This is a genomic window from Mesorhizobium sp. WSM2240 (assembly GCF_040438645.1).
Taxonomy (GTDB): Bacteria; Pseudomonadota; Alphaproteobacteria; order Rhizobiales; family Rhizobiaceae; genus Allomesorhizobium.
Genome location: NZ_CP159253.1, coordinates 3,226,608 through 3,248,156 on the forward strand (window position 1 = coordinate 3,226,608; position 21,549 = coordinate 3,248,156).

Consider the following 21,549-nt stretch of genomic DNA (forward strand, 5'->3'; position numbering starts at 1 on the left):
GCACCAGCGCGTCGAGGGATCAGTCCTTGCCCAGAAGCGCCAGCAGCTTTTCCGCATCGGCGGGCGCTGCGCTCTTCACGTCATTGTCGAAGAAGCACCACACGTCGCGGCCCTCTCGAAACCACTTCCGGATGTGCTTCGCCCAGCCCTTGAGCGCGGCATCGGAATAGCTGCCATGGTAGCGGCCGCTCGGCCCATGGTTGCGGACATAGACCCAGTCCGCCGTCACCTCCAGGGGCGCGGGAGCAGACGCATGATCGGAGAGACAGAGCGAGATATTGTGGTCGCGCAACAGATCGAAAACCGACGCCTCATACCAACTCGCATGACGAAACTCGAAGCAGTAGCGGCGCGACCGCTTCAGCCTCTTCAGGAATGTCGCCAGGCGTTCGCGGTCGGCGCGCATCTGCGGCGGAAGCTGGAAGAGAACGGGTCCGGCCTTATGCCGAAGCAGGTCGATTCGGTCATCAAGCAGCTTCAACGAATTGTCATCCACCAGAAGCCGCTTGAAATGGGTGAGGAAGCGCGACGCCTTCCAGGTGAAGCGGAACTCGTCCGGCGTGGTGTCGAACCAGCCCTGCACTGCCTTCGGCGTCGGCGTTCGGTAGAACGGCGCATTCAACTCGGTGGCGCCGAAGCGCGAGGCATAGTAGCTGAGCGCATCCTTCTTCCGCACTCCCTGCGGATAGAACGGACCCCACCAATCGGCGTAGTGCCAGCCGGAGGTGCCGATGCGCAGTTCGCCGGCGCGATTACCCGTCGCTTTCTTCCTAGCTTTGTCCATTGACGATGAACGCGGCAACCACCGATTGGTGGCAGCCGTTCAGCCAGCAAACCGCCCGATCGCAAACCGGCTAATGTCGTGCCGCGTCCGGCCGTCGATCGCCAGATCGGCCAGCACCTCGCCGATGACGCTCGCGAACTTGTAGCCATGGCCCGAGCAGGGCGACGCGATGACGATGCGCGGGTCGGCTGGCGAAAGATCGATGACGAAATCCTCGTCCGGCGTCTTCGTATAGATGCATGTGCGCATCTTCTTGAGCGAGCCGGCGGCCGCCGGCAGATAGTCTTCGAGGAAATCGTGCATCCGCTTCTCGTCGGCCGGGCCCGCGTCCTGTCTGGCGTCGCCAGCCTGCGTCCAAGTTCCGCTGCCATGGTGCGAGGCGCATTTGAAGCCGCTGCCCGAGAAATCCGGAAAGCCGTAGGCGATGTCGTGTTCGCCATCGATTATGAATACCGGCAATTTGCCCAGGCGCACCGCGTCGGGTTCGCGCGGCTCGAACCAGCACAGCACCTGCCGGCTGAGCGTCAGGTGCGGCTTCAATTCGGGAACGAGTTCCGCGATCCATGGGCCGGCGGCGATCACCGCGCTTGCGGCTTCGATCACGCGATCCTGCAGCACGATCCGCACGCCGCTAGAGGTCGGTTCGACGCCAAGCACAGGCGTGTTCACGAGCATTTCCGCGCCCGCCGCCCTTGCCAGCTTCAGATGCAACGAATTGGCGAGTTCCGGCTGCAGGAAACCGCCATCAGGCTGCCACACGGCAGAATAGTCGTTCGGCAGCGTGAATTGCGGATGACGCTTTGCGATCTCGCCTGCGGCGAGCACTTCATGCTCCAGGCCATGCATCTGGCTTGCTGCCAGCGACCCCTCGACGATGACGCTGCCCGGTTTGCCGATTTCGAGGACGCCGGTGACGGTCAGCACCTTTTCTTCGGCGAGCCGTTCCAGTTCTCGCCAGTTCTCATAGGCGCGCCGGGCGAGCGGCACGTAACTGGGATGCTCGAAATAGCCGAGCCGTATCGCGCGGGACTCGCCATGCGACGAGCCGCGGTCATGGCCGGGCTCGAATTGCTCAATTCCCAGAACCCGCTTTCCCCGTCGCGAAAGATGGAACAGCGATGCACTTCCCATCGCGCCCAGGCCGATGACAACAACATCATAGGCGGTCAATCCGCTTCCCCTCCGGCATGTCGCTTCCCTCGCGCTAGTGGTCGCCGCCTCCGCAATGATGGCGAGACCGCCGGTCCATTATGCCGTCGAAATCCCGCATTGCCACGAGGAAGTCCATGACCGCTGCCCTTCATCCCGCCGAACAGGCGCCCGCCGGCCGCGCCCGCCACGGCGGACGTGCCGGCAAGCGCGCAGGCGGCGGATCGGCCTTCGAGCAGCCGCCCTTCCGCCAGCTGAAGATTCCGTTCGCCCCGACGAAGATCATTTCCGACGATCAGCTCGAATCGATCCACCTCGCATCGCTGCGAGTGCTCAAGGAGATCGGCGTCGACGTGCTGCACGATGAGGCGCGCCGCATCATGAAGGCTCATGGCGCAGATGTGCGCGAGGGCAGCGAGCGCGTTCGCTTCGACAGCGACATGATCCTGGAACTAATCGCGCATTGCCCGTCCGAATTCACGCTGCATGCCCGCAATCCCGAGCACAATGTCCGTTTTGGGGGCAACAATCTCGTCCTGTCACAGATGGCGTCGGCGCCGAATTGCTCCGACCTCGACCGCGGCCGCCGGCCAGGCAATCAGGAGGATTTCCGCAACTTCCTGAAACTGGCGCAGATCCACAACATCCTGAATACCACCGGCGGCTATCCCGTCGAGCCGGTGGATATCCATCCGTCGGTGCGCCATCTCGAATGCATCCGCGATCTGGCGACGCTGACCGACAAGGTGTTTCACATCTATTCGCTAGGCAAGGAGCGCAATGTCGACGGCATCGAGATCGCCCGCATCGCTCGCGGCATTTCCCGCGAGCAGCTGCAGGATGAGCCGTCGGTCTACACCATCATCAACACCAATTCGCCGCTAAAGCTCGACATTCCTATGCTGGAAGGCATCATCCAGATGTCGGGCAATGGCCAGGTCGTCATCGTCACGCCCTTCACACTGTCGGGCGCCATGGCTCCGGTCACCATCGCCGGCGCACTTGTGCAGCAGAATGCCGAAGCGCTGTCCGGTATCGCCTTCGCTCAGATGGTGAAAAAGGGCGCGCCTGTCGGCTACGGTGGCTTTACCTCCAATGTCGACATGAAGTCGGGCGCGCCGGCTTTCGGCACGCCGGAATACATGAAGGCGCAACTGGTCGGCGGCCAACTGGCGCGCCGCTACAATATCCCCTACCGCACTTCCAATACATGCGCCGCCAATGCAGTCGACGCGCAGGCTGCCTATGAGAGCGTGTTCTCGCTATGGGGCGCGATTCAGGCGGGCGCCAACTTCATGCTGCATGGCGCAGGCTGGCTCGAAGGTGGGCTTCGCTGCTCCTACGAAAAGACGATCCTCGACATCGATCTCCTGCAGATGGTGGCGGAGTTCCTGACGCCGCTCGACCTGTCGGAGAACGCGCTGGCGGTCGATGCCATCCGCGATGTCGGGCCAGGCGGGCATTTCTTCGGTACCCAACATACGCAGGACCGCTACAAGACCGCTTTCTATTCGCCGATCATTTCGGACTGGCGCAACTTCGAGACCTGGGCGGAAGCCGGTTCGCCCACGGCCGCGGAAAAAGCCAATCGCATCTGGAAAGAGCGGTTGGCGACCTACGAAAAGCCCTACATGGACCCGGCAATCGCCGAGGAGTTGGATGCCTTTGTCGAAAAGCGCCGGCTCGAAGGCGGCGCGCCGACGGATTTTTGAGGTTTGAAATGAAGATGAAGCCAATCAACGCCCCGGACGCCCCGCAACCGCTGGGCGGCTATGTCCAGGCGATGGAAGTCACCGGCGCGACGCGAATTCTCTATATCAGCGGCCAGATTCCGGAGACGATCGACGGCAAGGTGCCCGAACGCTTCGAGGATCAGGCGCGCCTGGTCTGGCGGAACGTCATTGCGCAGTTGCACGCCGCCGACATGACGCTCGACAACCTGGTCAAGGTGACCATCTTCCTGTCCGACCGGCAGTATACCGCCGACTACCGCAAAGTCCAGCAGGAGGTGCTCCAAGGCCGGCTGATCGGGCTGACGACGATCATCACCGGCATTTTCGACGAAAAATGGCTGCTGGAGATCGAAGCCATCGCCGCCGCCTGACCGGCCTCATTTCCTGAATCGATTTACGCACAAACGGACGCAATTTCATGAAATCCCACGCAAAAGCGGTTGTCATCGGCGGCGGCGTCGTCGGCGCTTCGGTTCTCTTCCACCTTGCCAGGGCCGGCTGGACCGACGTCATGTTGATCGAGCGCTCGGAACTGACCTCGGGCTCATCCTGGCATGCAGCAGGCGGCTTCCATACCCTGAACGGCGATCCCAATGTCGCCAAGCTCCAGGCCTACACCGTGCAACTGTACAAGGAACTGGAGGAGATTTCCGGACAGTCCTGTGGCCTGCATCTCACCGGCGGTGTGATGATGGCCGACACGCCGGAGCGTATGGATTTCCTGCGCCTGACCCATGCCAAGGGCCGCTATCTCGGCATGGAGACCGAGTTGATCACGCCATCCGAGGCCAAGGCGATGTTCCCGCTGATGGACGAGACGAATTTCGTCGGCGCCATGTGGGATCCTGTCGAGGGCCATCTCGATCCGTCGGGCACCACACATGCTTACGCCAAGGCGGCGAAGAAGCTCGGCGCCGAAATCGTGCTGCGCAACCGGGTCGTAGAGCTTACGCAAGAGGTCGACGGCACCTGGAACGTCATCACCGAGCAAGGCACGGTGAAGGCCGAGCATGTCGTGAATTGCGGCGGCCTGTGGGCGCGCGAGATCGGCCGCATGGCCGGGCTGGAACTGCCGGTGCTCGCGATGGAGCACATGTATCTGCTGACAGAGCCGATGCCGGAGGTCGAGGAATTCAACCGCTCGACCGGCCGCGAGATGATCGGCGTCATCGACTTCAAGGGCGAGATCTATACCCGGCAGGAGCGCAACGGAGTTTTGCTCGGCACCTACGAGAAAGCGGCCAAGCCGTGGTCGCCGGTGGAAACGCCGTGGAGCTTCGGCCATGAATTGCTGGCGCCCGATCTCGATCGCATTGCGCCGTCGCTGGAAGTCGGCTTCCGCCATTTTCCGGGCATCGAGAAAGCTGGCATCAAGCAGATCATCAACGGCCCCTTCACCTTCGCGCCTGATGGCAACCCGCTGGTCGGCCCGGTGCAGGGCCTGACCAATTACTGGACCGCCTGCGCCGTCATGGCGGGTTTTTCGCAGGGCGGCGGCGTCGGCCTGGCGCTGTCCAACTGGATGGTGCACGGCGATCCCGGCTTCGACGTCTGGGGCATGGACGTTGCCCGCTTCGGTGAATGGGCGACGCTGCGCTACACCAACGCCAAGGTGCGCGAAAACTATTCTCGCCGCTTCTCGATCCGCTTTCCTAATGAGGAGCTGCCGGCGGCCAGGCCGGCGCAGACGACGCCACTCTACGATACGATGGTGGCAAACAACGCGATCATGGGTGATAGCTGGGGTCTCGAAACTCCGCTCTGGTTCGCGCCGAAGGGCACGGAACCCAAGGACATTGTGTCTTTCCATCGCTCCAACGATTTCGAGCATGTCGGCAATGAAGTGCGCGCGACGCGTGAGCGCGTCGGCGTCACCGAAATCGCCAATTTCGCGAAATACGAAGTCGCCGGACCGGGCGCGGAGGATTTCCTCAACCGGCTGATGACCAACCGTATGCCGAAGGCCGGACGCATCGTGCTTACGCCGATGCTGAACGAGTTCGGCAGGCTGATCGGCGACTTCACGATCGCCAAAGCGGCGGAAGAGCGCTTCATGATCTTTGGTTCTTCCGCCGCGCAGAAATACCATATGCGCTGGTTCGAACGGCACCTGCCCAAGGACGGCTCGGTCCGGCTGCACCGCTTCGACCAGACGCTGGTGGGGCTGTCTATCGCCGGCCCACGCGCTCGCGATGTGCTAGCCAAGCTGGTCGATGCCGATGTCTCGAACAAGGCGTTCCGTTTCATGGACTTCCGCGAGATGGCGGTCGGCGGCGCGCCCTGCATGGTTAACCGCGTCACCTATACCGGCGATCTCGGTTACGAAATCTGGATGGCGCCGGCCTATCAGCGGCTGGTCTATGCGGCGATCAAGCAGGCCGGTGAGGAATTCGGCATCGTCGATTTTGGCATGCGCGCGCTGCTGTCGATGCGGCTCGAGAAGAACTTTCCGACATGGTTCCGCGAGTTGCGGCCGATCTACGGCGTGTTCGAAGGTTCGATGGACCGCTTCATCAAGCTGGACAAGAACGATTTCATCGGCCGCGAGCAGGCGGCCAAGGAGCAGGCGGAAGGCCCGAAACTGCGCCGCGTTTCCTTCGTGGTCGATGCCGTCGATGCCGATGTGATGGGCGATGAGCCAATCTGGGCGAAGATTTCGACCGACTATGGCACGGTCGAGAAGCCGCACGGCTTCGGCGCGCCGCGGTTCGACACCGGCGGCAAAGAGGTACGCGGGTCGGTAGCGGCCAACGGCAATGATTCCTCCGGCATCCGCGGCATTGTCGATGGAGATTGGCGGGTGGTCGGCTGGGTCACGTCCGGCGGCTACGCGCACTACGTCCAGAAATCCATGGCGCAGGGCTATGTCCCGGCAGCCCTTGCCGAAAACGAGAGCGAGGGCATGTTCGAGATCGAGATTCTCGGGCGCCGGCGGCCGGCCCGCATCAACATTGCCCCGCCCTTCGACCCGAGCGGCGAAAAGATGCGAAGCTGAGATATTGCGATGGCCGAACGAAGCACAGCGGGAGGGTTCGGCCGCCACCGCAAGATCATGCCGTTCGAACACGGCGACGGCACCGGCGGGATTTCCGACCTCCACCGCCAGTCCCGCGAGAAGGCGGCCTCGCTCAACCAGCATGCTCTCGGCTATGGCGAAACCGCCGAAGCCGAGTGGCGCGCGGCCGGCATTGCCGACCCCGACCTGCCGGCCATGCGCAAATACCGACTGGAACGCATCCGTGCTGAACTGAAGCGCCGCGACTATGCCGGCGCGCTCCTCTATGATCCCGTCAACATCCGCTACGCCACCGATAGCACCAACATGCAGCTCTGGGTCGCGCACAATCCGACCCGCCATTGCTTCGTCGCCACCTACGGACCGGTGGTGCTGTTCGATTATTTTTCCTGCGAGCATCTCTCGGATCATTCGGGGGTGGTGGACGAGGTGCGTCCTGCCGTTTCGTGGATTTATCTCTACGGCGGCGAACTGTCGGTCAAGCGCGTGCAGCGATGGGCGGCCGGCATCGCCGATCTGATCCGGGAGCATGGCGGCGGAAACAAGCACATTGCTGTCGACCATATCGATCATGAGGGCGTCGCGGAGCTTGCCCGGCTCGGAGTGTCGGTCGGCAATGGTGAGGCCGTTATGGAGAATGCGCGGTTGATAAAATCACCCGACGAGATTCTCTGCATGCGCCGCGCCATCGTCTCCTGCGAGGCCGCGATGGCCGAGATGGAGGCTGCGCTGAAACCGAGCATTTCGGAAAACGAGCTGTGGGCGGAACTGCATCGCGGCAACATCGCCCGCGGCGGCGAATGGATCGAGACGCGGCTGCTGTCGTCCGGTCCGCGCACCAATCCGTGGTTCCAGGAGTGCTCGTCGCGGATGATCGAAGCCGGCGACCTCGTCGCCTTCGACACGGACCTGATCGGCCCCCACGGCTTCTGCGCCGATCTGTCTCGCACCTGGTTGTGCGGCGACGTCAAACCGACCGACGAACAGCGCGACCTGTTCCGCATCGCCGCCGACCAGATCGCGTTCAACATCGATCTGATGCGCCCCGGCACATCGTTTCGCGACCTCGTCGAATGCTCAAAGATTCCGCCAGCGGACTGTTTTCCGGCGCGCTACGGCGTGCTTTATCATGGCGTCGGGCTGGCCGACGAATACCCGACCCTGCCGCATGCCGGTGACTGGACCGATGACACGCCGGACGGCGTGCTCGAACCAGGGATGGTGCTGTGCGTCGAAAGCTATATCGGCCGGCTCGGCGGGCGCGAAGGCGTCAAGATCGAGGAGCAGGTGCTGATCACCGAAACCGGACCCGAGCAGCTTTCGCGCTACCCGCTCGATGCGGGGCTCATCGCCGGCTGATCGATTTTTGCCAGCGTGGCCCTCAGCCTTGCCAGGAGACTATCGGACGTGCTTGCCGAGGCGATATAGGGCAAGCCCTTGCGCCGCGTCGTCCAGCCGACGACCTGCACTTCTGAAGCCGCCCGCTCGAAGCGCAGCGCCATGGCCCAGCTTCGGCAATCGACAGTGCAGAGATCGGCCCGACCTTCGGCAACGGCGACAATCGAAGCACGATGGGCGCCGGTCTCGACCCGTTCGGAAAAGATTTCGAGATTTTCCCCCATCGCCTGCAGATCGCGCGTTAGCGCAATGATGCCCGACATGGAGTCGCTGCTGTTGAAGGCGAAGCGCCGGTTGCGCACGAGATCGAACGGAATGACGGCGCATCCGTTGGATGGAGGCGATGCTTGCGGCTGCCCTTCACTCCGCCGCATCAGTATCGCGCTCGAATAAAACTCCCCCTGCCCGCCTTCGAACCCGTCATAACTCGGTTGGCCGATCACCTTAACATGCCGTGACAGCCCCTGCTCCATCGGCCCCCAGCAGGTCTGGGCGAAGAGCAACTGCGGATGCAGCCAGAGCGCGCGAAAGTCGAGTTCGTCGGGTGGCAGACTTGCCGGGTCCGGCGTCAGGATTGCACCGTCCAGGCTCCGAATGCCGCCCGGCACAGGCAGCAGATCCGCGTTGCGCCGAACCAGACTTTCCCGCGTGTTCACGCCTGCGGCGCGAAACGCCTCGCGCAGCCGCGTCCATTCGGCATCGGTCTCGGCCCGGCTTTCGGGCCAGTCATACATCGGCAAGGCGGCTATGAATTCGCTCATGCGCTCATATCGACTGCTGAATGGGGCAGATGCAAGCCGCTGCAGCTCATTCCTTCGGCGGCTCGGCCGGCACGGGAACGGTGCCGAGGCCATGCACGGACCGGCCGCGAACACGCGGCTTGAAGGCACGGCCGGCCTCCGGCGCGCGGCGCAGCACCGGATGCACCACCGGCTCCTTGGCGCGGAAGGCATATGCCTTCAACAGCGCGAAATAGCTTGGGAACACATAGCCCCTGTTCATCGCAATCCACTCCTCGCGCCGCTCGGCAAACAGCTTCGGCAGGCGGTACCATGCCACTGTCGGGCTCTTGTGGTGCACGAGATGTAGATTGTTGTTCAGGAACAGGAAGGCGAGTGGTGAATTTTCGACGATGATCGTGCGCCCGTCCGGCCGCTCCGACCATTGGTGCTCGGCAAAGGTGCGCAGCGAAATCAGGGACTGCCCCAGCCAGACCGGCACCAGGATGTAGAGCCAGAGCGGTATCCCAAAGACGACAATGACGATCGGCAGCACGATCGCGAGACCCGCCGCATGCAGCAGCCATGCCTTGCGCACAGCGCGGTCGCCCGCGGCGATCAGTTTCGCTTCGGCGAGCAGGAAACCTGCCGTGCCAAGCACCGGTCCGAGCACGAACCGGCCGATCATCGTATTGTTCACGGCAAGCAGCGTCTTCAGCGCCGCCGGCAGCTCCCGGTGCTGCCAGAGAGCCTGATAATAGCTTTCCGGATCGTCGAACGGATCGGTTAGGCTCTCGTCGGCATGATGGCGCAGATGCAGCGCCCGGAAACGCCGGAACGGATAGACCAGCCCGATCGGCAGGCCGACCAGCGCTTCATTGATCCAGAGTTTTCGGGTCGGGTGGCCGTGCGCGGCTTCATGCATCAAGGACGACTGCATCGCCAGAAGCACGCCAAGCACGAAAAGGGAGACGACTGGATAGGCCGGCCACAAGAAGAATGCCGCCCCCGCCCAGGAGGCATAGGTCGCGGCGATCAGCCCCACCGTCGGCCATTCAATAGCCGGTGCCCCGCTTCGCCGCTTGCCTGCAATTCTCGCCATGCGCTCGACCACTACCCCAGTCGCCGGAGTGCAAATCACTCCTGACATGAGATTGTCAGCAGGGCCGGCCAACTTCAACGAGACAACGCGCACAGTGTGTTGATATTGCGCATCTTCAGCAGCAGATGTTATGAATTGTAAACAAACGTGCGAATTTTTGTTCCGCCGCGGGCGGGATGTATGGCCTTCAAAGAAATTTTTGACCCGATCGGGAGGTGAAATTGGACAAGCGTGATTTGTCAGGAGTATTCCGCCAGCGCCTCAAAACACTTGTTCAGCGCGCGGGGATCAATCAGTCGGCCTTCGCGGAGTCGGTCGGCATCGACCGCTCGGCGCTGTCGCAACTGCTTTCCGGCGCCACCACCCGCCTTCCCCGCGCCGAGACGCTGCTGACGATTGCTGCCGAGCACCGCGTTTCGCTCGACTGGCTGATGGGGCTCAGCCAGGATGAAGCGCTCACCGGCGAGATCCGCGCCAGCCTCGAAATAGAGGAGGCCCATGGCGGCTTCGACCGAACCTTGCTGGCCAAATGGCATGGCGAGGCTGTGGGCACAAAAATCCGCTATGTGCCGGCCGGCATCCCCGACCTTCTGCGCACTGAGGCGTTGATCGACTACGAGTCGGACATCTCCAATAGAAACCGGGAAACCCAGGCCGACGAAACGCAGTACCGCATCGATTACAACCGCCGGCCTGAGACCGACATGGAGGTCTGCATGCCACGGCATACTCTGGAAATATTCGCACTCGGACTCGGCGTGTGGGACGGATTTCCCGATACGGCGCGGCGTGAGCAGCTCGAGCACATGGCGACGCTGCTCGACGACCTCTACCCGACTTTCCGCCTGTTCCTTTACGACGGGCGCATGCGCTATTCTGTGCCCTATACGATCTTCGGACCTTACCGCGCAGCGATCTATGCAGGCGATATGTATATCGTGCTGAACGCCACTCAGCCGATCCGGGCGCTGACCCGGCATTTTGACGATTTAATCCGGGCCGCCGAAATCAATGCGCACGAGGCAGCGGCGTTCGCCCGGAACCTCTCGAAAACGGCGCTTTCAGCAGCATAGGGATGGTCTTCGGCAAGCACGCTCTCCATTGACTGGACATAAAGACTTGTTTATATCGTTATCCTTCTGGAAGTACTCAAAGGCGATTTTACCATGACCAATCCGATCGACGCGCTGCTGGCCGAAAAGGGCGTCCTGCTCGCGGACGGCGCGACGGGCACCAATCTGTTCGGCATGGGCCTGGAAGCCGGCGAAGCGCCGGAACTCTGGAACGAAACCGCTCCGGAAAAGATCACAGCGCTGCACCAGAATTTCGTCGACGCCGGCGCCGACATCATCCTCACCAATTCTTTCGGCGGCACCCGTCACCGGCTGAAGCTGCATCATGCGCAGGACCGGGTGCACGAGTTGAACAAGCGCGCGGCCGAGATTGCACGAAGCGTCGCCGACAAGGCCGGGCGCAAGGTCATCGTCGCGGGCTCCGTCGGCCCGACCGGCGAACTGCTCCAGCCGCTCGGCGCGATGACCTATGACGAGGCGGTCGACGCCTTTTCCGAGCAGATAAGAGGCCTGAAGGAAGGCGGCGCCGAAATCGCCTGGATCGAGACAATGTCCGCGCCTGACGAAGCCAAGGCCGCCGCGCAGGCGGCGATCGACGCGGGCATGCCTTACACCTACACGGTTTCGTTCGACACCGCCGGCCGCTCGATGATGGGCCTTGCGCCGAAAGACATTCACGGCGTCGCCGAAGGGCTTCCCGAAAAGCCGGTCGCGGTCGGCGCCAATTGCGGCGTCGGCGCGTCCGACATCCTGTCGTCGCTGCTGGATATGACCGGCGCCAAGCCGGAGGCGACGGTGATCGTCAAGGGAAATTGCGGCATCCCGGAGTTTCGCGGCACGGAAATCCATTATTCCGGCACGCCGGAACTGATGGCCGACTACGTCAGGCTGGCGGTTGATGGCGGCGCAAAGATCGTCGGCGGCTGCTGCGGCACCTCGTTCCAGCATCTTGCGGCGATGCGCCATGCGCTCGACGCGCACCGGAAGTCGGCCCGCCCGACGGTCGAAACGATCGTCGAGCGCATCGGCCCGCTGCGCAACAAGACCGCCGACAAGAGCGGCGGCACCGGGGAAACCGCGGACGCGCGACGCGAGCGCCGCCGCGCACGGGCCTGATACCGGTCCGGACTCCGGTCCCTCCTCGCTAGCCATCGCGCATCGCTTCGGTGAGCACGCGGTGGTAGTGCTGTTCGCGTTCTTCCAGCCATGTGTAAGCCTGCGGCCAGCTTGCAGGATCGGTGATGGGGAGCGGCCAGTTGGTCAGATAGCAGCAGCCCTCATAGCCGCGCAGGCTCGCGCCCAGAGCCTGGCCGAGATCGGGTTCATAGGCGGACAGGCGGTTCGCCGTGGTCGCGAAGCGTTCTCCCCGCTGACCTCGGACGAAAAGGCCGACGCTTCGATTCGTTAGGTACAGCGAGAGGACAAGATCGTCCGACACTCGCCGCCAACGCGAATAAAGACTGCCATGTTCGATCCGGACGTCCTTCCGGTGGGCGATGTAGCCGTTCCAGAAGGTCTTGATCTCGGCAGCGGATATCGAGCGCAGCCCGGTCCGCGCGATATCCCATTCGTCAAGATGCGCCATGGCTAATCCGCGATTGTTCAGCGGACTCGATCATCCGCGTGCTTTGTGCCGTCGTGAAGAGCGTTTCGAGGAAGCGAACGAACCAGGCGGCCTGATGCTCGTCATGTAGCTGCTGCAGCCGCAACTGCTCTTCCTTCGACTGAACACCCGGCAGACCGTAGCGGGACGATCCGTTCTGCATCCGTGCAAAACCAGAAGGCGTCATCTCAGCGTGGAACTGAAAGCCGTAGACATTTTCGCCGAACCTGAAGGCCTGGTTCGGAAAAAGGTCGCTGGATGCCAGAAGCGTCGCGCCCGACGGAAGGTCGAGGCCGTGCCAGTGCGATTGTGCGACATGCAGCGGCCTCGTTAGGAAATCGTTCGCCCCAGGTGACGGCCTGATTTCATAATAACCGAACTCGTGCACATTGCTTTCCGGCGGGCCGACATGGGCGCCAAGATGATGGGCGATCTGCTGCGCGCCGAGGCATAGCCCTAACATCGGGACGTTCCATTTGAGGCATCGATCGACGAACGCATACTGATCGCCAAGGAAGGCATGCACATCGGTATCGAAGGCGTTGAAGAGGCCGCCGAAGATCACGCAGCCTGCCACGTCCGACCGATCCGACGGCAGCGACTCGCCCGCGAACGGCCGCACGCTCCTCGCCGCAATCCCATTACTGTTCATGAACGTTGCCACCCGGTCGTCCTCCGGCCCATCGTCGTGGCGCAGCAGAATCACGTTGGCGGACATCGGCTTTCTCCCATTCGGATCGAAAGGATATCACGGCCAAACTCGACGCAATCAAAAAAGGCCGGCGGGGACAAACGCCCTCGCCGGCCCGCCTCACCCGCCCATCGGCCATGCCCCAGCTTAGATCGGCCGCCCGATCGAAAGGCACGCCGTCATCGCCGCTACCGCTTGCCGCTGTCCAGCGCCGAGGCAAGGCGCACCAGCGAGAGGAATTCCGACCTGTAGCCGTAAGGATCGGCTCCACGTGCGGCGGCGGCGATTTCGATGATCCTGTCGTAGGAGAGCTTTTCCGTCTGGTCGGCGTTGCGCAGCTTCTGGCCGAACGCAGCAACTGCAACCGAGAAGCGCTGGTCCTCGCTGGCGGCCGCAAGCGACGGCGCCTCGTTGGCTGTCGTCACCGGCGTGGTGATCAGCTTCGACACGTCGCCGTCCGGTAGCTTGTAGCGGATCTTCACGAAGGCATATTCCCCGGCATTGCCGACGCGTGACGGATGGCTGGCAGTGGCCGAACCGTAGCGCAGATCATCGATCATCACCGCCGGGCTACCCTTCGGCGTGATCTCGTAGATCGCGGTCACAGAATGACCGGAGCCGATCTCGCCGGCATCCACTCGGTCGTTGTTGAAATCTTCGCGCTTCAAGGCACGGGTTTCGTAGCCGATCAGGCGATACTCCGAGACCTTCGCGGGATTGAACTCGACCTGGATTTTAACGTCTTTGGCGATCGGAAACAGCGTCGAGGAGGCATCCTGCACCAGGACCTTCTCGGCTTCGGCGAGCGTGTCGATATAGGCCGCGGTGCCGTTGCCGTTCTGGGCGATGGTCTGCATCATCTGGTCGTTGAGGTTGCCGCGGCCGAAGCCGAACACCGACAGGAACACGCCGCTTTCGCGCTTTTCCTCAATCAGCCGCTTCAGTTCGTCGTCGTCGCTTTGGCCGACATTGAAGTCGCCGTCGGTGGCGAGCATGACCCGGTTGACCCCGCCTTCGACGAAGGATTTTTCAGCGAGCCGGTATGCCTCGCGGATGCCGGCCTCGCCGGCCGTGGAGCCTCCGGGTGTTAGGGTGTCGATCGCCTGAAGGATTTTATCGCGTTCGGATACCCTGGTCGGCTCGAGCACGGTTCCGGCCGCACCCGCATAGGTGACGATCGAGACGGTATCGTCGGGCTTGAGTTTGCCGACCAGAAGCCGGAAGGCCGAGCGCAGCAGCGGCAGCTTGTCCTGTTCGTTCATCGAGCCGGAAACGTCGATGAGGAAGACAAGATTGGCCTTGGGCTGCTCGGCCGGCTTCACGTCGAAACCCTTGATCGCAACATGCATCAGCCTGGTGTGATCATTCCACGGCGTCGGCATGACGGTCACCGTCGGGTTGAACGGGGTTTCGGCGGTTTCCGGGCCTTTCCAGTTGTAGGGGAAATAGTTGATCATCTCCTCGACACGCACCGTGTCGGGCTGCGGCAGGATGCCTTCCTTCAGCGAACGCCGAACGAAGGAATAGGACGCGGTGTCGACGTCGACGGAAAAGGTCGAGACTGGGGTTTCCAGCGCGGACCGGACCGGATTGGTCTCGAATTGCTGGACGCGGTCATTGGATTCCTCCATCGGCGGCAAATACTGGTCGGAAGGCGTCGACGCCATGCGGTCGGGCATCGAGCCCGAATTGCCGGCAAAACCGACCGCGCCGAGCGGTGCTGCGCTTTCGGCCGCCGGCGCAGGTATTGCCGTAGCACCCTTGTTCTGCCGTTGGGTGACAGCCGGCGCAGGCTTCGGGGCCGATTGCGGTTCGGCGGACAAGCGAGCGACTTCCCTCTCGGCGTCGGCCTCGCGCCTTTCGCGCTGCATTGCCGGGCGCGTCGCCGGCGTTTCGGCGACCTCGCGATCCGCGCCGAACACGAAAGGCGATTCGGGGCGGTCAATCAGATAAAACGTGGCGTAGCCGGCGATCGGCAAAGCAAGCAAAGTCGCAAGCGCCGGTGTTGCATAAAGCTTCTTCCGCATCATCCCGTTCCAGAGTTGTTGTATCCGGTCGGTGAGACGAAGACCCGGCCGCGATCCTTGGGCCGGGGCGGAAGAATTTTCGAGGTCGTAAGCGGCGAGCGCCGCCTGCAGCGCGCACAACTTCGCGTCACGGCCAGGAGGCGGCGCGGAGATCGTCCGCAGCATGTCGAGTTCGTCGTTGTTCGCCATGGTCACACTTCCCCGGCCGAGCGCGTGAGCAGCTTCAGCCGTTTCTTCGCTTCATGGATGTGCCAGGAAACCGTCGCCTCCGCGCAGGCCATCGCGTCGGCCGCCGCCGCGTGGCTGAGCCCCTCGCCATAGACCAGAAGCACCGCATCGCGCTGCTTGTCGGGCAGTTCGCGCACCGCCGCCCAGAGCCGCTCGGCCTGGCCGTCGGGCTCCGGGATCGCTTCGCCGCCGATCAGCATATGGACGCCGAAGGCCTGCACCTTCACCGCCTCGCGGGCGCTCTTGCGCATCATGTCGCGACCAGCGTTCAGCGTCAGGGCGTAGAGCCATGTCGTGAACGCGGCCCCGCCGCGGTAGGAGCGGATCGTCCGGCCGAGACGCGCACAGACTTCCTGCGCAATGTCTTCGGCGTCGGCCCTGCGGCCGCACCAGCGGTAGGCGACGCGATAGACGAAATCATAGTGCCTTTCGACCAGTTGGCCGAAAGCCGCCCTGTCGCCGTCCCCCGCCCGCCCGATCAGTTCCTGGTCGGAGGCTTCTTCGCTTTGTTCCAGCATCATCGCCATCATCGCATGGTGGACGAAACGATTGCGGCGTTCCTTGGGGTGGCGGGAAGAATTATTTTTGGCGGGGGCTTTGTCTCCCCCTTGCGGATGAGATTGGCGCGCGCTTCATCATCGCCGTGCCGGTTTTCAGCAGGGGACAGTTTACTTTTTTCCGCACGCGCGAACCTCTCGGCTGCCGCGCCTTTCCGCGGAAAGAAAGTAAACTGTCCCCGGCACATACCTCTCCGTTGCCACGCTGCGTTTCCGCCCCTGGCCATTGACCCTTCGACAAGCTCAGGGTGAGGTAGTCGGGAAGACGGGCGGGCAAGAAAGCACCGCACGAATTCGTAAAAAGAACAGGCACTCCCATGCCCGCCCGTCCGGTGTCTGTCGCCACATCGACCGGCCACGCGCCCCGCTCCATGTTCTTTCCATGGACAATGACGCGCGGATGATCCGCCTTCCTTGCACGAAGCATTGACGCTTCGCATCGGGAATGCCGGCCCGTCGGACGCCCTCGGAGCCATGGGTTCCGATCCCATGGCGGGAGGTCACCGCCGCCCTTCCTGATACCCGGTGCGCACCAGGTCCCGCCAGAACGGTCAGGAGATTATGCGCGACGGATAGGGGGTGAGGCATAAATTTCGCGTATTTTTCTCGTCAGCCATTGAAATGACAGCATTATTTCCGCTGCCGCCGGGTGGTTTATCCACGAAGCCGATCTAAAGGCCAACGAACGCGGCCATGTGGAAGGCCTGCTCGTCGGCCGGATAGCGGTATTCCGTCCCATACGGGCAGGCGTTGCGGTTGAGGCAGCCACCGTCACGGCACAGCGCACCATCCGGCCTGCGGACATGCGACAGGCAGGCCTCGTGGGCGAATCCGGCCTCCGAATGAGCTCCGACCGGACAGGCTTTCAGGCAAGGTTTTCCAACACATAGATCGCAAAGATGAATCGGAATCTCAGGCGGAGGAATGGCGAGATCGGTCTCGAACAGCAGCGCGCCGCGATAGGCGTGCCAGAGGCCGTATTGCGGGTGCATCAGGATGCCGAGCGGCGACGGCTTCAGGCCCTCGGCGCGCATCGCCCATTGCTGGAACGGCAGGTAAGGCTTGTCGGACGGTGAAGCGGCTCGCGCGCCGAATTCTTCCGCAACCTCGCCGATGATCTGGCGCGACCATGTGTCGAGCGGGTTTTTCAGGCCGGCCGGCTGGCTTTCACGCCAGCGCAGGAAGTGCGGCCATGGCGCCGACCCCGCCTGGCCAATGAGGAGAACGGATCTGGCGGGGGCTCCTAAGGGGCCGAGCGGGGCGGATTCATCGTCGTTGAAATTGAAACCGCCGCGCAGGATGAGACCGTGCGCGGAAAGAGCGGTAGAAATCTGACCCGCAATATCTTGAGGCGTTTCCACTGCCCCTCATCCCCCTGCCGGGACCTTCTCCCCGTAAAGTGACGGGGAGAAGGAGGCGGGCCGCAACGTGACCGCTTCCCCTTCTCCCCGTTCACGGGGAGAAGGTCCGGGCAGGGGGATGAGGGGCGACGCGACAATGAAAGCCCTATGTTGCATCACTCGGAGAGTACCCCACCCTCGCTTCGCTCGTCACTCGCCCCCTCAAAAGGGGCAACCAGCCGCACGACATTACCCCTTCTCGTCTGGATTGCGGAATGCCGATCTCCAGACTTCCTTGTGAATGATGTTAGCGACTTTAGCCCCGCCTGCATCGGGCTCCTTTCAAGTGAAGGCGTCGGGCATGGACTCCTTCTTCTTCGCGATGAAGTCCTTCAAGCCGTCTTCGATGTCCTGGTCGAGCGGCGGCGCTTCGTAGGTCTCGAGCCAGCGCCGAGCGAGCTCGTTGGCGCGCTGCGGCGCGGTCTTCTGGCCCTCGGCAAGCCACTGCTCGTAGGAATTGTTGTCGGCGATCGACGAGCGGTAGAAGGCGGTCTGGAAATTGGCCTGCGTATGGTCGCAGCCGAGATAGTGGCTGCCGGGGCCGACCTGGCGGATGGCGTCCATCGCCTGGCCGTTTTCCGAAAGATCGACACCCTCGGCGAATTTCTGCGTCATGCCGAGCTGGTCGATGTCCATCATGAACTTTTCGTAGCAGGAGGCCAGTCCGCCTTCGAGCCAGCCGGCCGAATGCAAGACGAAGTTGGTGCCCGCCAGAATGGTCGAGTTCAGAGTATTGGCGCTTTCATAGGCCGCTTGCGCGTCCGGCACCTTGGAAGCGCAGAGCGAACCGCCGGTGCGGAACGGCAGGCCAACACGGCGGGCGAGCTGGGCCGCACCATAGGAGACAAGCGACGGCTCCGGCGTACCGAAAGTCGGCGCGCCCGACTGCATGGAGATCGACGAAGCAAAAGTGCCGAACAGCACCGGCGCGCCGGGCCGGATAAGCTGCGTAAGCGACGCGCCGGCAAGCACTTCAGCCAGGACCTGCGTCAGCGTGCCGGCGACCGTCACCGGGCTCATCGCGCCGGCCAGGATGAAGGGCGTGACGATGCAGGCCTGGTTGTTGCGGGCATAGACTTTCAGCGCGCCAAGCATCGTCTCGTCGAACACCATCGGCGAATTGGCGTTGATCAGGCTGGTCAAAACCGTGTTGTCGCCGACGAACTGGTCGCCGAACAGGATCTTGGCCATCGCGACCGTGTCCTCGGCGCGCTCAGGCGCGGTGACAGAGCCCATGAACGGCTTGTCCGAATATTTGATGTGCGAATAGATCATGTCGAGGTGGCGTTTGTTCACCGGCACGTCGACCGGCTCGCACACGGTGCCGCCCGAATGATGGATGGACGGCGCCATATAGGCGAGTTTCACGAAATTGCGGAAATCCTCGATCGTGGCGTAGCGGCGGTTGCCGTCGAGGTCGCGCACGAAGGGCGGCCCGTAGACCGGCGCGAAAACCGTGCCCTTGCCGCCGATCTCGACCGAACGGGCGGGATTGCGGGCATGCTGGGTGTAGCTGGAAGGCGCGGTCTTGAGCAGTGCGCGGCACAGGCCCTTCGGGAAATGCACGCGCTCGCCCCTGATATCGGCGCCGGCTTGCCTGAACAGCGCAAGCGCCTCGGCGTCGTCGCGGAACTCGATGCCGATCTCTTCGAGCACGGTGTCGGCATTGGCCTCGATGAGCGCCAGGCCTTCCTCGTCGAGCACTTCATAGACGTTGATCTTGCGCTTTATGTAGGTGAGCTGCGTGCCGGGACCGCCGCCCGAACGGGCCGCCCGCCTGGCCGCGGCGCCGCCGCTCGCGGCGCGCCCTCGCCGTGAATTGGAGGCTTCCTGCTCGGACAAGCGGTTCTCTTCCATCGAAATCATCCTTAGAAATCAAGCAATCCGCGCCTGATGGCGCCTTTGCCCGGATCGTAGCCATGCCCCTTTAGCGAAACGGCCCGCCAGCGCCAAGCACTGTCGCAAAATCGACAAGAAATACGCCCTAAACCCCGGTCGCTTTCTTTTTGCAGGAAGTCGCAAATCAGCTATGGATTTGCCGTGCTTGCACGATAGGTATTGGTGCGAATTTCTGGGCCGCCGGGAATGATTGCCCGCGGACGCGAGGAGCCTGACATGTCCGATGACGAGATCATCCTTTCCGAACTCACCGATGACGAACTCGTGCAGCAGATGCACGACGACCTTTATGACGGTCTAAAGGAAGAGATCGAGGAAGGCACCAACATCCTTCTGGAGCGCGGCTGGGCGCCCTACAAGGTGCTGACCGAAGCGCTCGTCGAAGGCATGCGCATCGTCGGCGAGGACTTTCGCGACGGCATTCTGTTCGTTCCCGAAGTGCTGCTTTCGGCCAATGCGATGAAGGCCGGCATGGCGATCCTTCGCCCGCTGCTTGCCGCCACCGGCGCGCCCAAGCAGGGCAAGATGGTGATCGGCACGGTCAAAGGCGACATCCACGACATCGGCAAGAACCTCGTCGGCATGATGATGGAGGGCGCGGGCTTCGACGTCATCGACCTCGGCATCAACAACCCGGTCGAGAAATATCTCGACGCGATCGAAGAGCACAAGCCGGACATCATCGGCATGTCGGCGCTTCTGACCACCACCATGCCCTACATGAAGGTCGTGATCGACACGATGAAGGAAAAGGGCATTCGCGACGACTATGTCGTGCTGGTCGGCGGCGCTCCGCTCAACGAGGAATTCGGCAAGGCCGTGGGCGCAGACGCCTATTGCCGCGATGCGGCTGTGGCGGTGGAGACCGCCAAGGACTTCATGAAGCGCAAGCACAACGTGCGCGCCGCCTGATACGCGGATATATCTTAAGACGGTCAGCCGATCAGTTGGCGACGTCTTCGACCGCCTGCTCCGTGGCGTTGACGGTGTTGGAAGCATCCCTCCCAACGCCGCGGATCGTATTGGCGCAGGCCGCAACCACCAAGGCGCATGCCAGGATGGCGGCAATCGGTGCAAAGCGCGGTTTCATGGACTGTGGCTCCCTCGTTGACTAGATAAGGCCGACAGGAACGAATTCGAAACAGAAGTGGTTCCATGACGACCACGCGCAAAGGCAGACAAAACAAGGACGAAAAGCTGCTGGTCATCGCCTGCGGCATGCTCGCGCGTGAGGTGCTCGCCGTGAAGGAGCAGTTGGCGCTCAACCATCTCGAACTGACCTGCCTGCCGGCCGAGTTCCACTACTATCCCGACAGAATTCCGCCTGCCATGGACAAGGCGATCACCGAGGCGAAGGCGGAAGGCTACAGCCGCATCTTCGTCGGATACGCCGATTGCGGAACCGGCGGGATGCTCGATGCAGTTTGCGAGAAACACGGCGTCGAGCGCATGGCCGGCGCGCATTGCTTTGCCTTTTATCAGGGCAACGCCGCCTTCGAGGCAGCCGGCGACCGCGACATGCTGGCCTTCTACATGACCGATTTTCTGTGCCGGCAGTTCGAGGCGTTCTTCATCAAGCCGCTCGGCCTCGATCGCCATCCCGAACTCGCCGCGGACTATTTCGGAAATTACGAGAAGCTCGTCTATCTCGCGCAGACGGACAATCCCGAACTGGACAAGGTCGCCGAAGAAGCAGCCGAAATGCTCGGCCTCGCCTATGAAAAGCGCTTCACCGGCTACGGCGATTTGCCCCCGGCGTTGGAGAAGGCGGCATCGACATCCGGGAGAGCAGTATGACGGTCAAGCGAATCGTAGCCAACATCGCTACCGACGATATCGGACGCGCCAACGCCTTTTACGAAGAGTTGCTCGGCCTGCGTCTGGTCATGGATCTTGGATTCATTGCGACCTTTGCCGCCGACGGGAAGATGACTCCACAAATCGGCATCGCGACCGAAGGCGGGTCAGGCACGCTCGTGCCCGACCTGTCGATCGAGGTGGACGATGTCGACGAGGTGCACCGGCGAGCCGTCGAGAAAGGTCTGACGATCGAATACGGCCCGGTGAACGAGCCTTGGAATGTGCGGCGCTTCTACACCCGTGATCCCTTTGGCCGGCTCGTCAACATTCTCATGCACCTGTAGGCCAACACGAAAACAGCCGGATTCCT

At 62.6% G+C, this 21,549-nt stretch carries 20 protein-coding genes; 9 read left to right on the top strand and 11 right to left on the bottom strand.

The genetic code is table 11. The annotated features are described in order from the left end of the window. Nucleotides 1-19: 19 nt before the first annotated feature. Both ABVK50_RS16075 and solA read right to left on the bottom strand, forming a co-directional pair. Nucleotides 20-784 carry a DUF72 domain-containing protein gene (locus ABVK50_RS16075; protein ID WP_353645633.1) on the bottom strand — a complete coding sequence of 255 codons (765 nt, stop codon included), beginning with the start codon at nucleotides 782-784 and terminating at the stop codon, nucleotides 20-22. Between the two features lie 39 nt (nucleotides 785-823). After that, entirely contained in the window at nucleotides 824-1,954 is a 1,131-nt protein-coding gene (gene solA / locus ABVK50_RS16080; protein WP_353645632.1) for an N-methyl-L-tryptophan oxidase, read from the bottom strand. A gap of 116 nt (nucleotides 1,955-2,070) precedes the next feature. On the opposite strand from solA, the gene ABVK50_RS16085 reads away from it, so the two are divergent. From ABVK50_RS16085 to ABVK50_RS16100, 4 genes are read left to right on the top strand one after another with little or no spacing between them, the layout of a single operon-like run. Next, a complete protein-coding gene (locus tag ABVK50_RS16085) occupies nucleotides 2,071-3,645 on the top strand; it encodes a trimethylamine methyltransferase family protein (protein ID WP_353645631.1) in 1,575 nt (524 codons plus the stop codon). An 8-nt stretch (nucleotides 3,646-3,653) separates the two neighbouring features. Further along, a complete protein-coding gene (locus tag ABVK50_RS16090) occupies nucleotides 3,654-4,037 on the top strand; it encodes a RidA family protein (RefSeq protein ID WP_353645630.1) in 384 nt (127 codons plus the stop codon). A 47-nt stretch (nucleotides 4,038-4,084) separates the two neighbouring features. Then, complete coding sequence (locus tag ABVK50_RS16095) at nucleotides 4,085-6,661, top strand: FAD-dependent oxidoreductase (RefSeq protein WP_353645629.1); 2,577 nt, start codon at nucleotides 4,085-4,087, stop codon at nucleotides 6,659-6,661. A 9-nt stretch (nucleotides 6,662-6,670) separates the two neighbouring features. Continuing rightward, the gene (locus ABVK50_RS16100; protein ID WP_353645628.1) at nucleotides 6,671-8,041 is read left to right on the top strand and encodes a Xaa-Pro peptidase family protein; all 1,371 of its coding nucleotides are present in this window, start codon (nucleotides 6,671-6,673) and stop codon (nucleotides 8,039-8,041) included. Here ABVK50_RS16100 and ABVK50_RS16105 read toward each other — a convergent pair. After that, the gene (locus tag ABVK50_RS16105) at nucleotides 8,008-8,841 is read right to left on the bottom strand and encodes a PhnD/SsuA/transferrin family substrate-binding protein (RefSeq protein ID WP_353645627.1); all 834 of its coding nucleotides are present in this window, start codon (nucleotides 8,839-8,841) and stop codon (nucleotides 8,008-8,010) included. The genes ABVK50_RS16100 and ABVK50_RS16105 overlap by 34 nt on opposite strands. 46 nt (nucleotides 8,842-8,887) lie before the next feature. Continuing rightward, nucleotides 8,888-9,901, bottom strand: coding sequence for a fatty acid desaturase (locus ABVK50_RS16110; protein WP_353645626.1), 1,014 nt, complete (start codon nucleotides 9,899-9,901; stop codon nucleotides 8,888-8,890). Between the two features lie 221 nt (nucleotides 9,902-10,122). Between ABVK50_RS16110 and ABVK50_RS16115 the strand changes: the two genes are divergently transcribed. Next, nucleotides 10,123-10,974, top strand: a complete 852-nt coding sequence (locus ABVK50_RS16115) for a helix-turn-helix transcriptional regulator (RefSeq protein WP_353645625.1) — start codon at nucleotides 10,123-10,125, stop codon at nucleotides 10,972-10,974. 93 nt (nucleotides 10,975-11,067) lie between these two features. Next, nucleotides 11,068-12,090, top strand: coding sequence for a betaine--homocysteine S-methyltransferase (gene bmt / locus ABVK50_RS16120; protein ID WP_353645624.1), 1,023 nt, complete (start codon nucleotides 11,068-11,070; stop codon nucleotides 12,088-12,090). A 28-nt stretch (nucleotides 12,091-12,118) separates the two neighbouring features. Here the strand turns inward: bmt and ABVK50_RS16125 are convergent, their stop codons facing one another. The 6 genes from ABVK50_RS16125 to ABVK50_RS16150 all read right to left on the bottom strand — a co-directional run bounded on the left by ABVK50_RS16125 (nucleotide 12,119) and on the right by ABVK50_RS16150 (nucleotide 19,337). Further along, on the bottom strand, nucleotides 12,119-12,559 hold the full coding sequence (locus tag ABVK50_RS16125; RefSeq protein ID WP_353645623.1) for a hypothetical protein: 441 nt from the start codon (nucleotides 12,557-12,559) through the stop codon (nucleotides 12,119-12,121). Beyond that, nucleotides 12,546-13,295: a glutamine amidotransferase gene (locus tag ABVK50_RS16130; RefSeq protein ID WP_353645622.1), complete on the bottom strand. Its 750-nt coding sequence runs from the start codon at nucleotides 13,293-13,295 to the stop codon at nucleotides 12,546-12,548. Before ABVK50_RS16130 ends, ABVK50_RS16125 begins: the two co-directional genes overlap by 14 nt. Before the next feature lie 161 nt (nucleotides 13,296-13,456). Further along, the gene (locus ABVK50_RS16135; protein ID WP_353645621.1) at nucleotides 13,457-15,484 is read right to left on the bottom strand and encodes a VWA domain-containing protein; all 2,028 of its coding nucleotides are present in this window, start codon (nucleotides 15,482-15,484) and stop codon (nucleotides 13,457-13,459) included. A gap of 2 nt (nucleotides 15,485-15,486) precedes the next feature. Beyond that, a complete protein-coding gene (locus ABVK50_RS16140) occupies nucleotides 15,487-16,050 on the bottom strand; it encodes an RNA polymerase sigma factor (protein WP_353645620.1) in 564 nt (187 codons plus the stop codon). 701 nt (nucleotides 16,051-16,751) lie between these two features. After that, nucleotides 16,752-17,441: a hypothetical protein gene (locus tag ABVK50_RS16145; RefSeq protein WP_353645619.1), complete on the bottom strand. Its 690-nt coding sequence runs from the start codon at nucleotides 17,439-17,441 to the stop codon at nucleotides 16,752-16,754. Nucleotides 17,442-17,762: 321 nt separating this feature from the next. Further along, nucleotides 17,763-19,337, bottom strand: coding sequence for a trimethylamine methyltransferase family protein (locus ABVK50_RS16150; RefSeq protein ID WP_353645618.1), 1,575 nt, complete (start codon nucleotides 19,335-19,337; stop codon nucleotides 17,763-17,765). 258 nt (nucleotides 19,338-19,595) lie between these two features. Here ABVK50_RS16150 and ABVK50_RS16155 point away from each other — a divergent pair, with 258 nt between their 5' ends. After that, nucleotides 19,596-20,291, top strand: a complete 696-nt coding sequence (locus tag ABVK50_RS16155; RefSeq protein ID WP_353645617.1) for a B12-binding domain-containing protein — start codon at nucleotides 19,596-19,598, stop codon at nucleotides 20,289-20,291. A 31-nt stretch (nucleotides 20,292-20,322) separates the two neighbouring features. Here ABVK50_RS16155 and ABVK50_RS16160 read toward each other — a convergent pair whose 3' ends face one another. After that, nucleotides 20,323-20,469, bottom strand: coding sequence for an EncA/B family entericidin (locus ABVK50_RS16160; RefSeq protein WP_353645616.1), 147 nt, complete (start codon nucleotides 20,467-20,469; stop codon nucleotides 20,323-20,325). 65 nt (nucleotides 20,470-20,534) lie between these two features. On the opposite strand from ABVK50_RS16160, the gene ABVK50_RS16165 reads away from it, so the two are divergent. Further along, the gene (locus ABVK50_RS16165) at nucleotides 20,535-21,176 is read left to right on the top strand and encodes a DUF1638 domain-containing protein (protein ID WP_353645615.1); all 642 of its coding nucleotides are present in this window, start codon (nucleotides 20,535-20,537) and stop codon (nucleotides 21,174-21,176) included. Further along, on the top strand, nucleotides 21,173-21,523 hold the full coding sequence (locus tag ABVK50_RS16170) for a VOC family protein (protein ID WP_353645614.1): 351 nt from the start codon (nucleotides 21,173-21,175) through the stop codon (nucleotides 21,521-21,523). Before ABVK50_RS16165 ends, ABVK50_RS16170 begins: the two co-directional genes overlap by 4 nt. Nucleotides 21,524-21,549: the final 26 nt, after the last annotated feature.

What these genes read in the sequence shown, in the direction of transcription:
- ABVK50_RS16075 (WP_353645633.1), bottom strand. Translation starts at nt 784, where the DNA reads ATGGACAAAGCTAGGAAGAAAGCGACGGGTAATCGCGCCGGCGAACTG.
- ABVK50_RS16085 (WP_353645631.1), top strand. Translation starts at nt 2,071, where the DNA reads ATGACCGCTGCCCTTCATCCCGCCGAACAGGCGCCCGCCGGCCGCGCC.
- ABVK50_RS16090 (WP_353645630.1), top strand. Translation starts at nt 3,654, where the DNA reads ATGAAGATGAAGCCAATCAACGCCCCGGACGCCCCGCAACCGCTGGGC.
- ABVK50_RS16095 (WP_353645629.1), top strand. Translation starts at nt 4,085, where the DNA reads ATGAAATCCCACGCAAAAGCGGTTGTCATCGGCGGCGGCGTCGTCGGC.
- ABVK50_RS16100 (WP_353645628.1), top strand. Translation starts at nt 6,671, where the DNA reads ATGGCCGAACGAAGCACAGCGGGAGGGTTCGGCCGCCACCGCAAGATC.
- ABVK50_RS16105 (WP_353645627.1), bottom strand. Translation starts at nt 8,841, where the DNA reads ATGAGCGAATTCATAGCCGCCTTGCCGATGTATGACTGGCCCGAAAGC.
- ABVK50_RS16110 (WP_353645626.1), bottom strand. Translation starts at nt 9,901, where the DNA reads ATGGCGAGAATTGCAGGCAAGCGGCGAAGCGGGGCACCGGCTATTGAA.
- bmt (WP_353645624.1), top strand. Translation starts at nt 11,068, where the DNA reads ATGACCAATCCGATCGACGCGCTGCTGGCCGAAAAGGGCGTCCTGCTC.
- ABVK50_RS16125 (WP_353645623.1), bottom strand. Translation starts at nt 12,559, where the DNA reads ATGGCGCATCTTGACGAATGGGATATCGCGCGGACCGGGCTGCGCTCG.
- ABVK50_RS16130 (WP_353645622.1), bottom strand. Translation starts at nt 13,295, where the DNA reads ATGTCCGCCAACGTGATTCTGCTGCGCCACGACGATGGGCCGGAGGAC.
- ABVK50_RS16135 (WP_353645621.1), bottom strand. Translation starts at nt 15,484, where the DNA reads ATGGCGAACAACGACGAACTCGACATGCTGCGGACGATCTCCGCGCCG.
- ABVK50_RS16140 (WP_353645620.1), bottom strand. Translation starts at nt 16,050, where the DNA reads ATGGCGATGATGCTGGAACAAAGCGAAGAAGCCTCCGACCAGGAACTG.
- ABVK50_RS16150 (WP_353645618.1), bottom strand. Translation starts at nt 19,337, where the DNA reads ATGGAAGAGAACCGCTTGTCCGAGCAGGAAGCCTCCAATTCACGGCGA.
- ABVK50_RS16155 (WP_353645617.1), top strand. Translation starts at nt 19,596, where the DNA reads ATGTCCGATGACGAGATCATCCTTTCCGAACTCACCGATGACGAACTC.
- ABVK50_RS16160 (WP_353645616.1), bottom strand. Translation starts at nt 20,469, where the DNA reads ATGAAACCGCGCTTTGCACCGATTGCCGCCATCCTGGCATGCGCCTTG.
- ABVK50_RS16165 (WP_353645615.1), top strand. Translation starts at nt 20,535, where the DNA reads ATGACGACCACGCGCAAAGGCAGACAAAACAAGGACGAAAAGCTGCTG.
- ABVK50_RS16170 (WP_353645614.1), top strand. Translation starts at nt 21,173, where the DNA reads ATGACGGTCAAGCGAATCGTAGCCAACATCGCTACCGACGATATCGGA.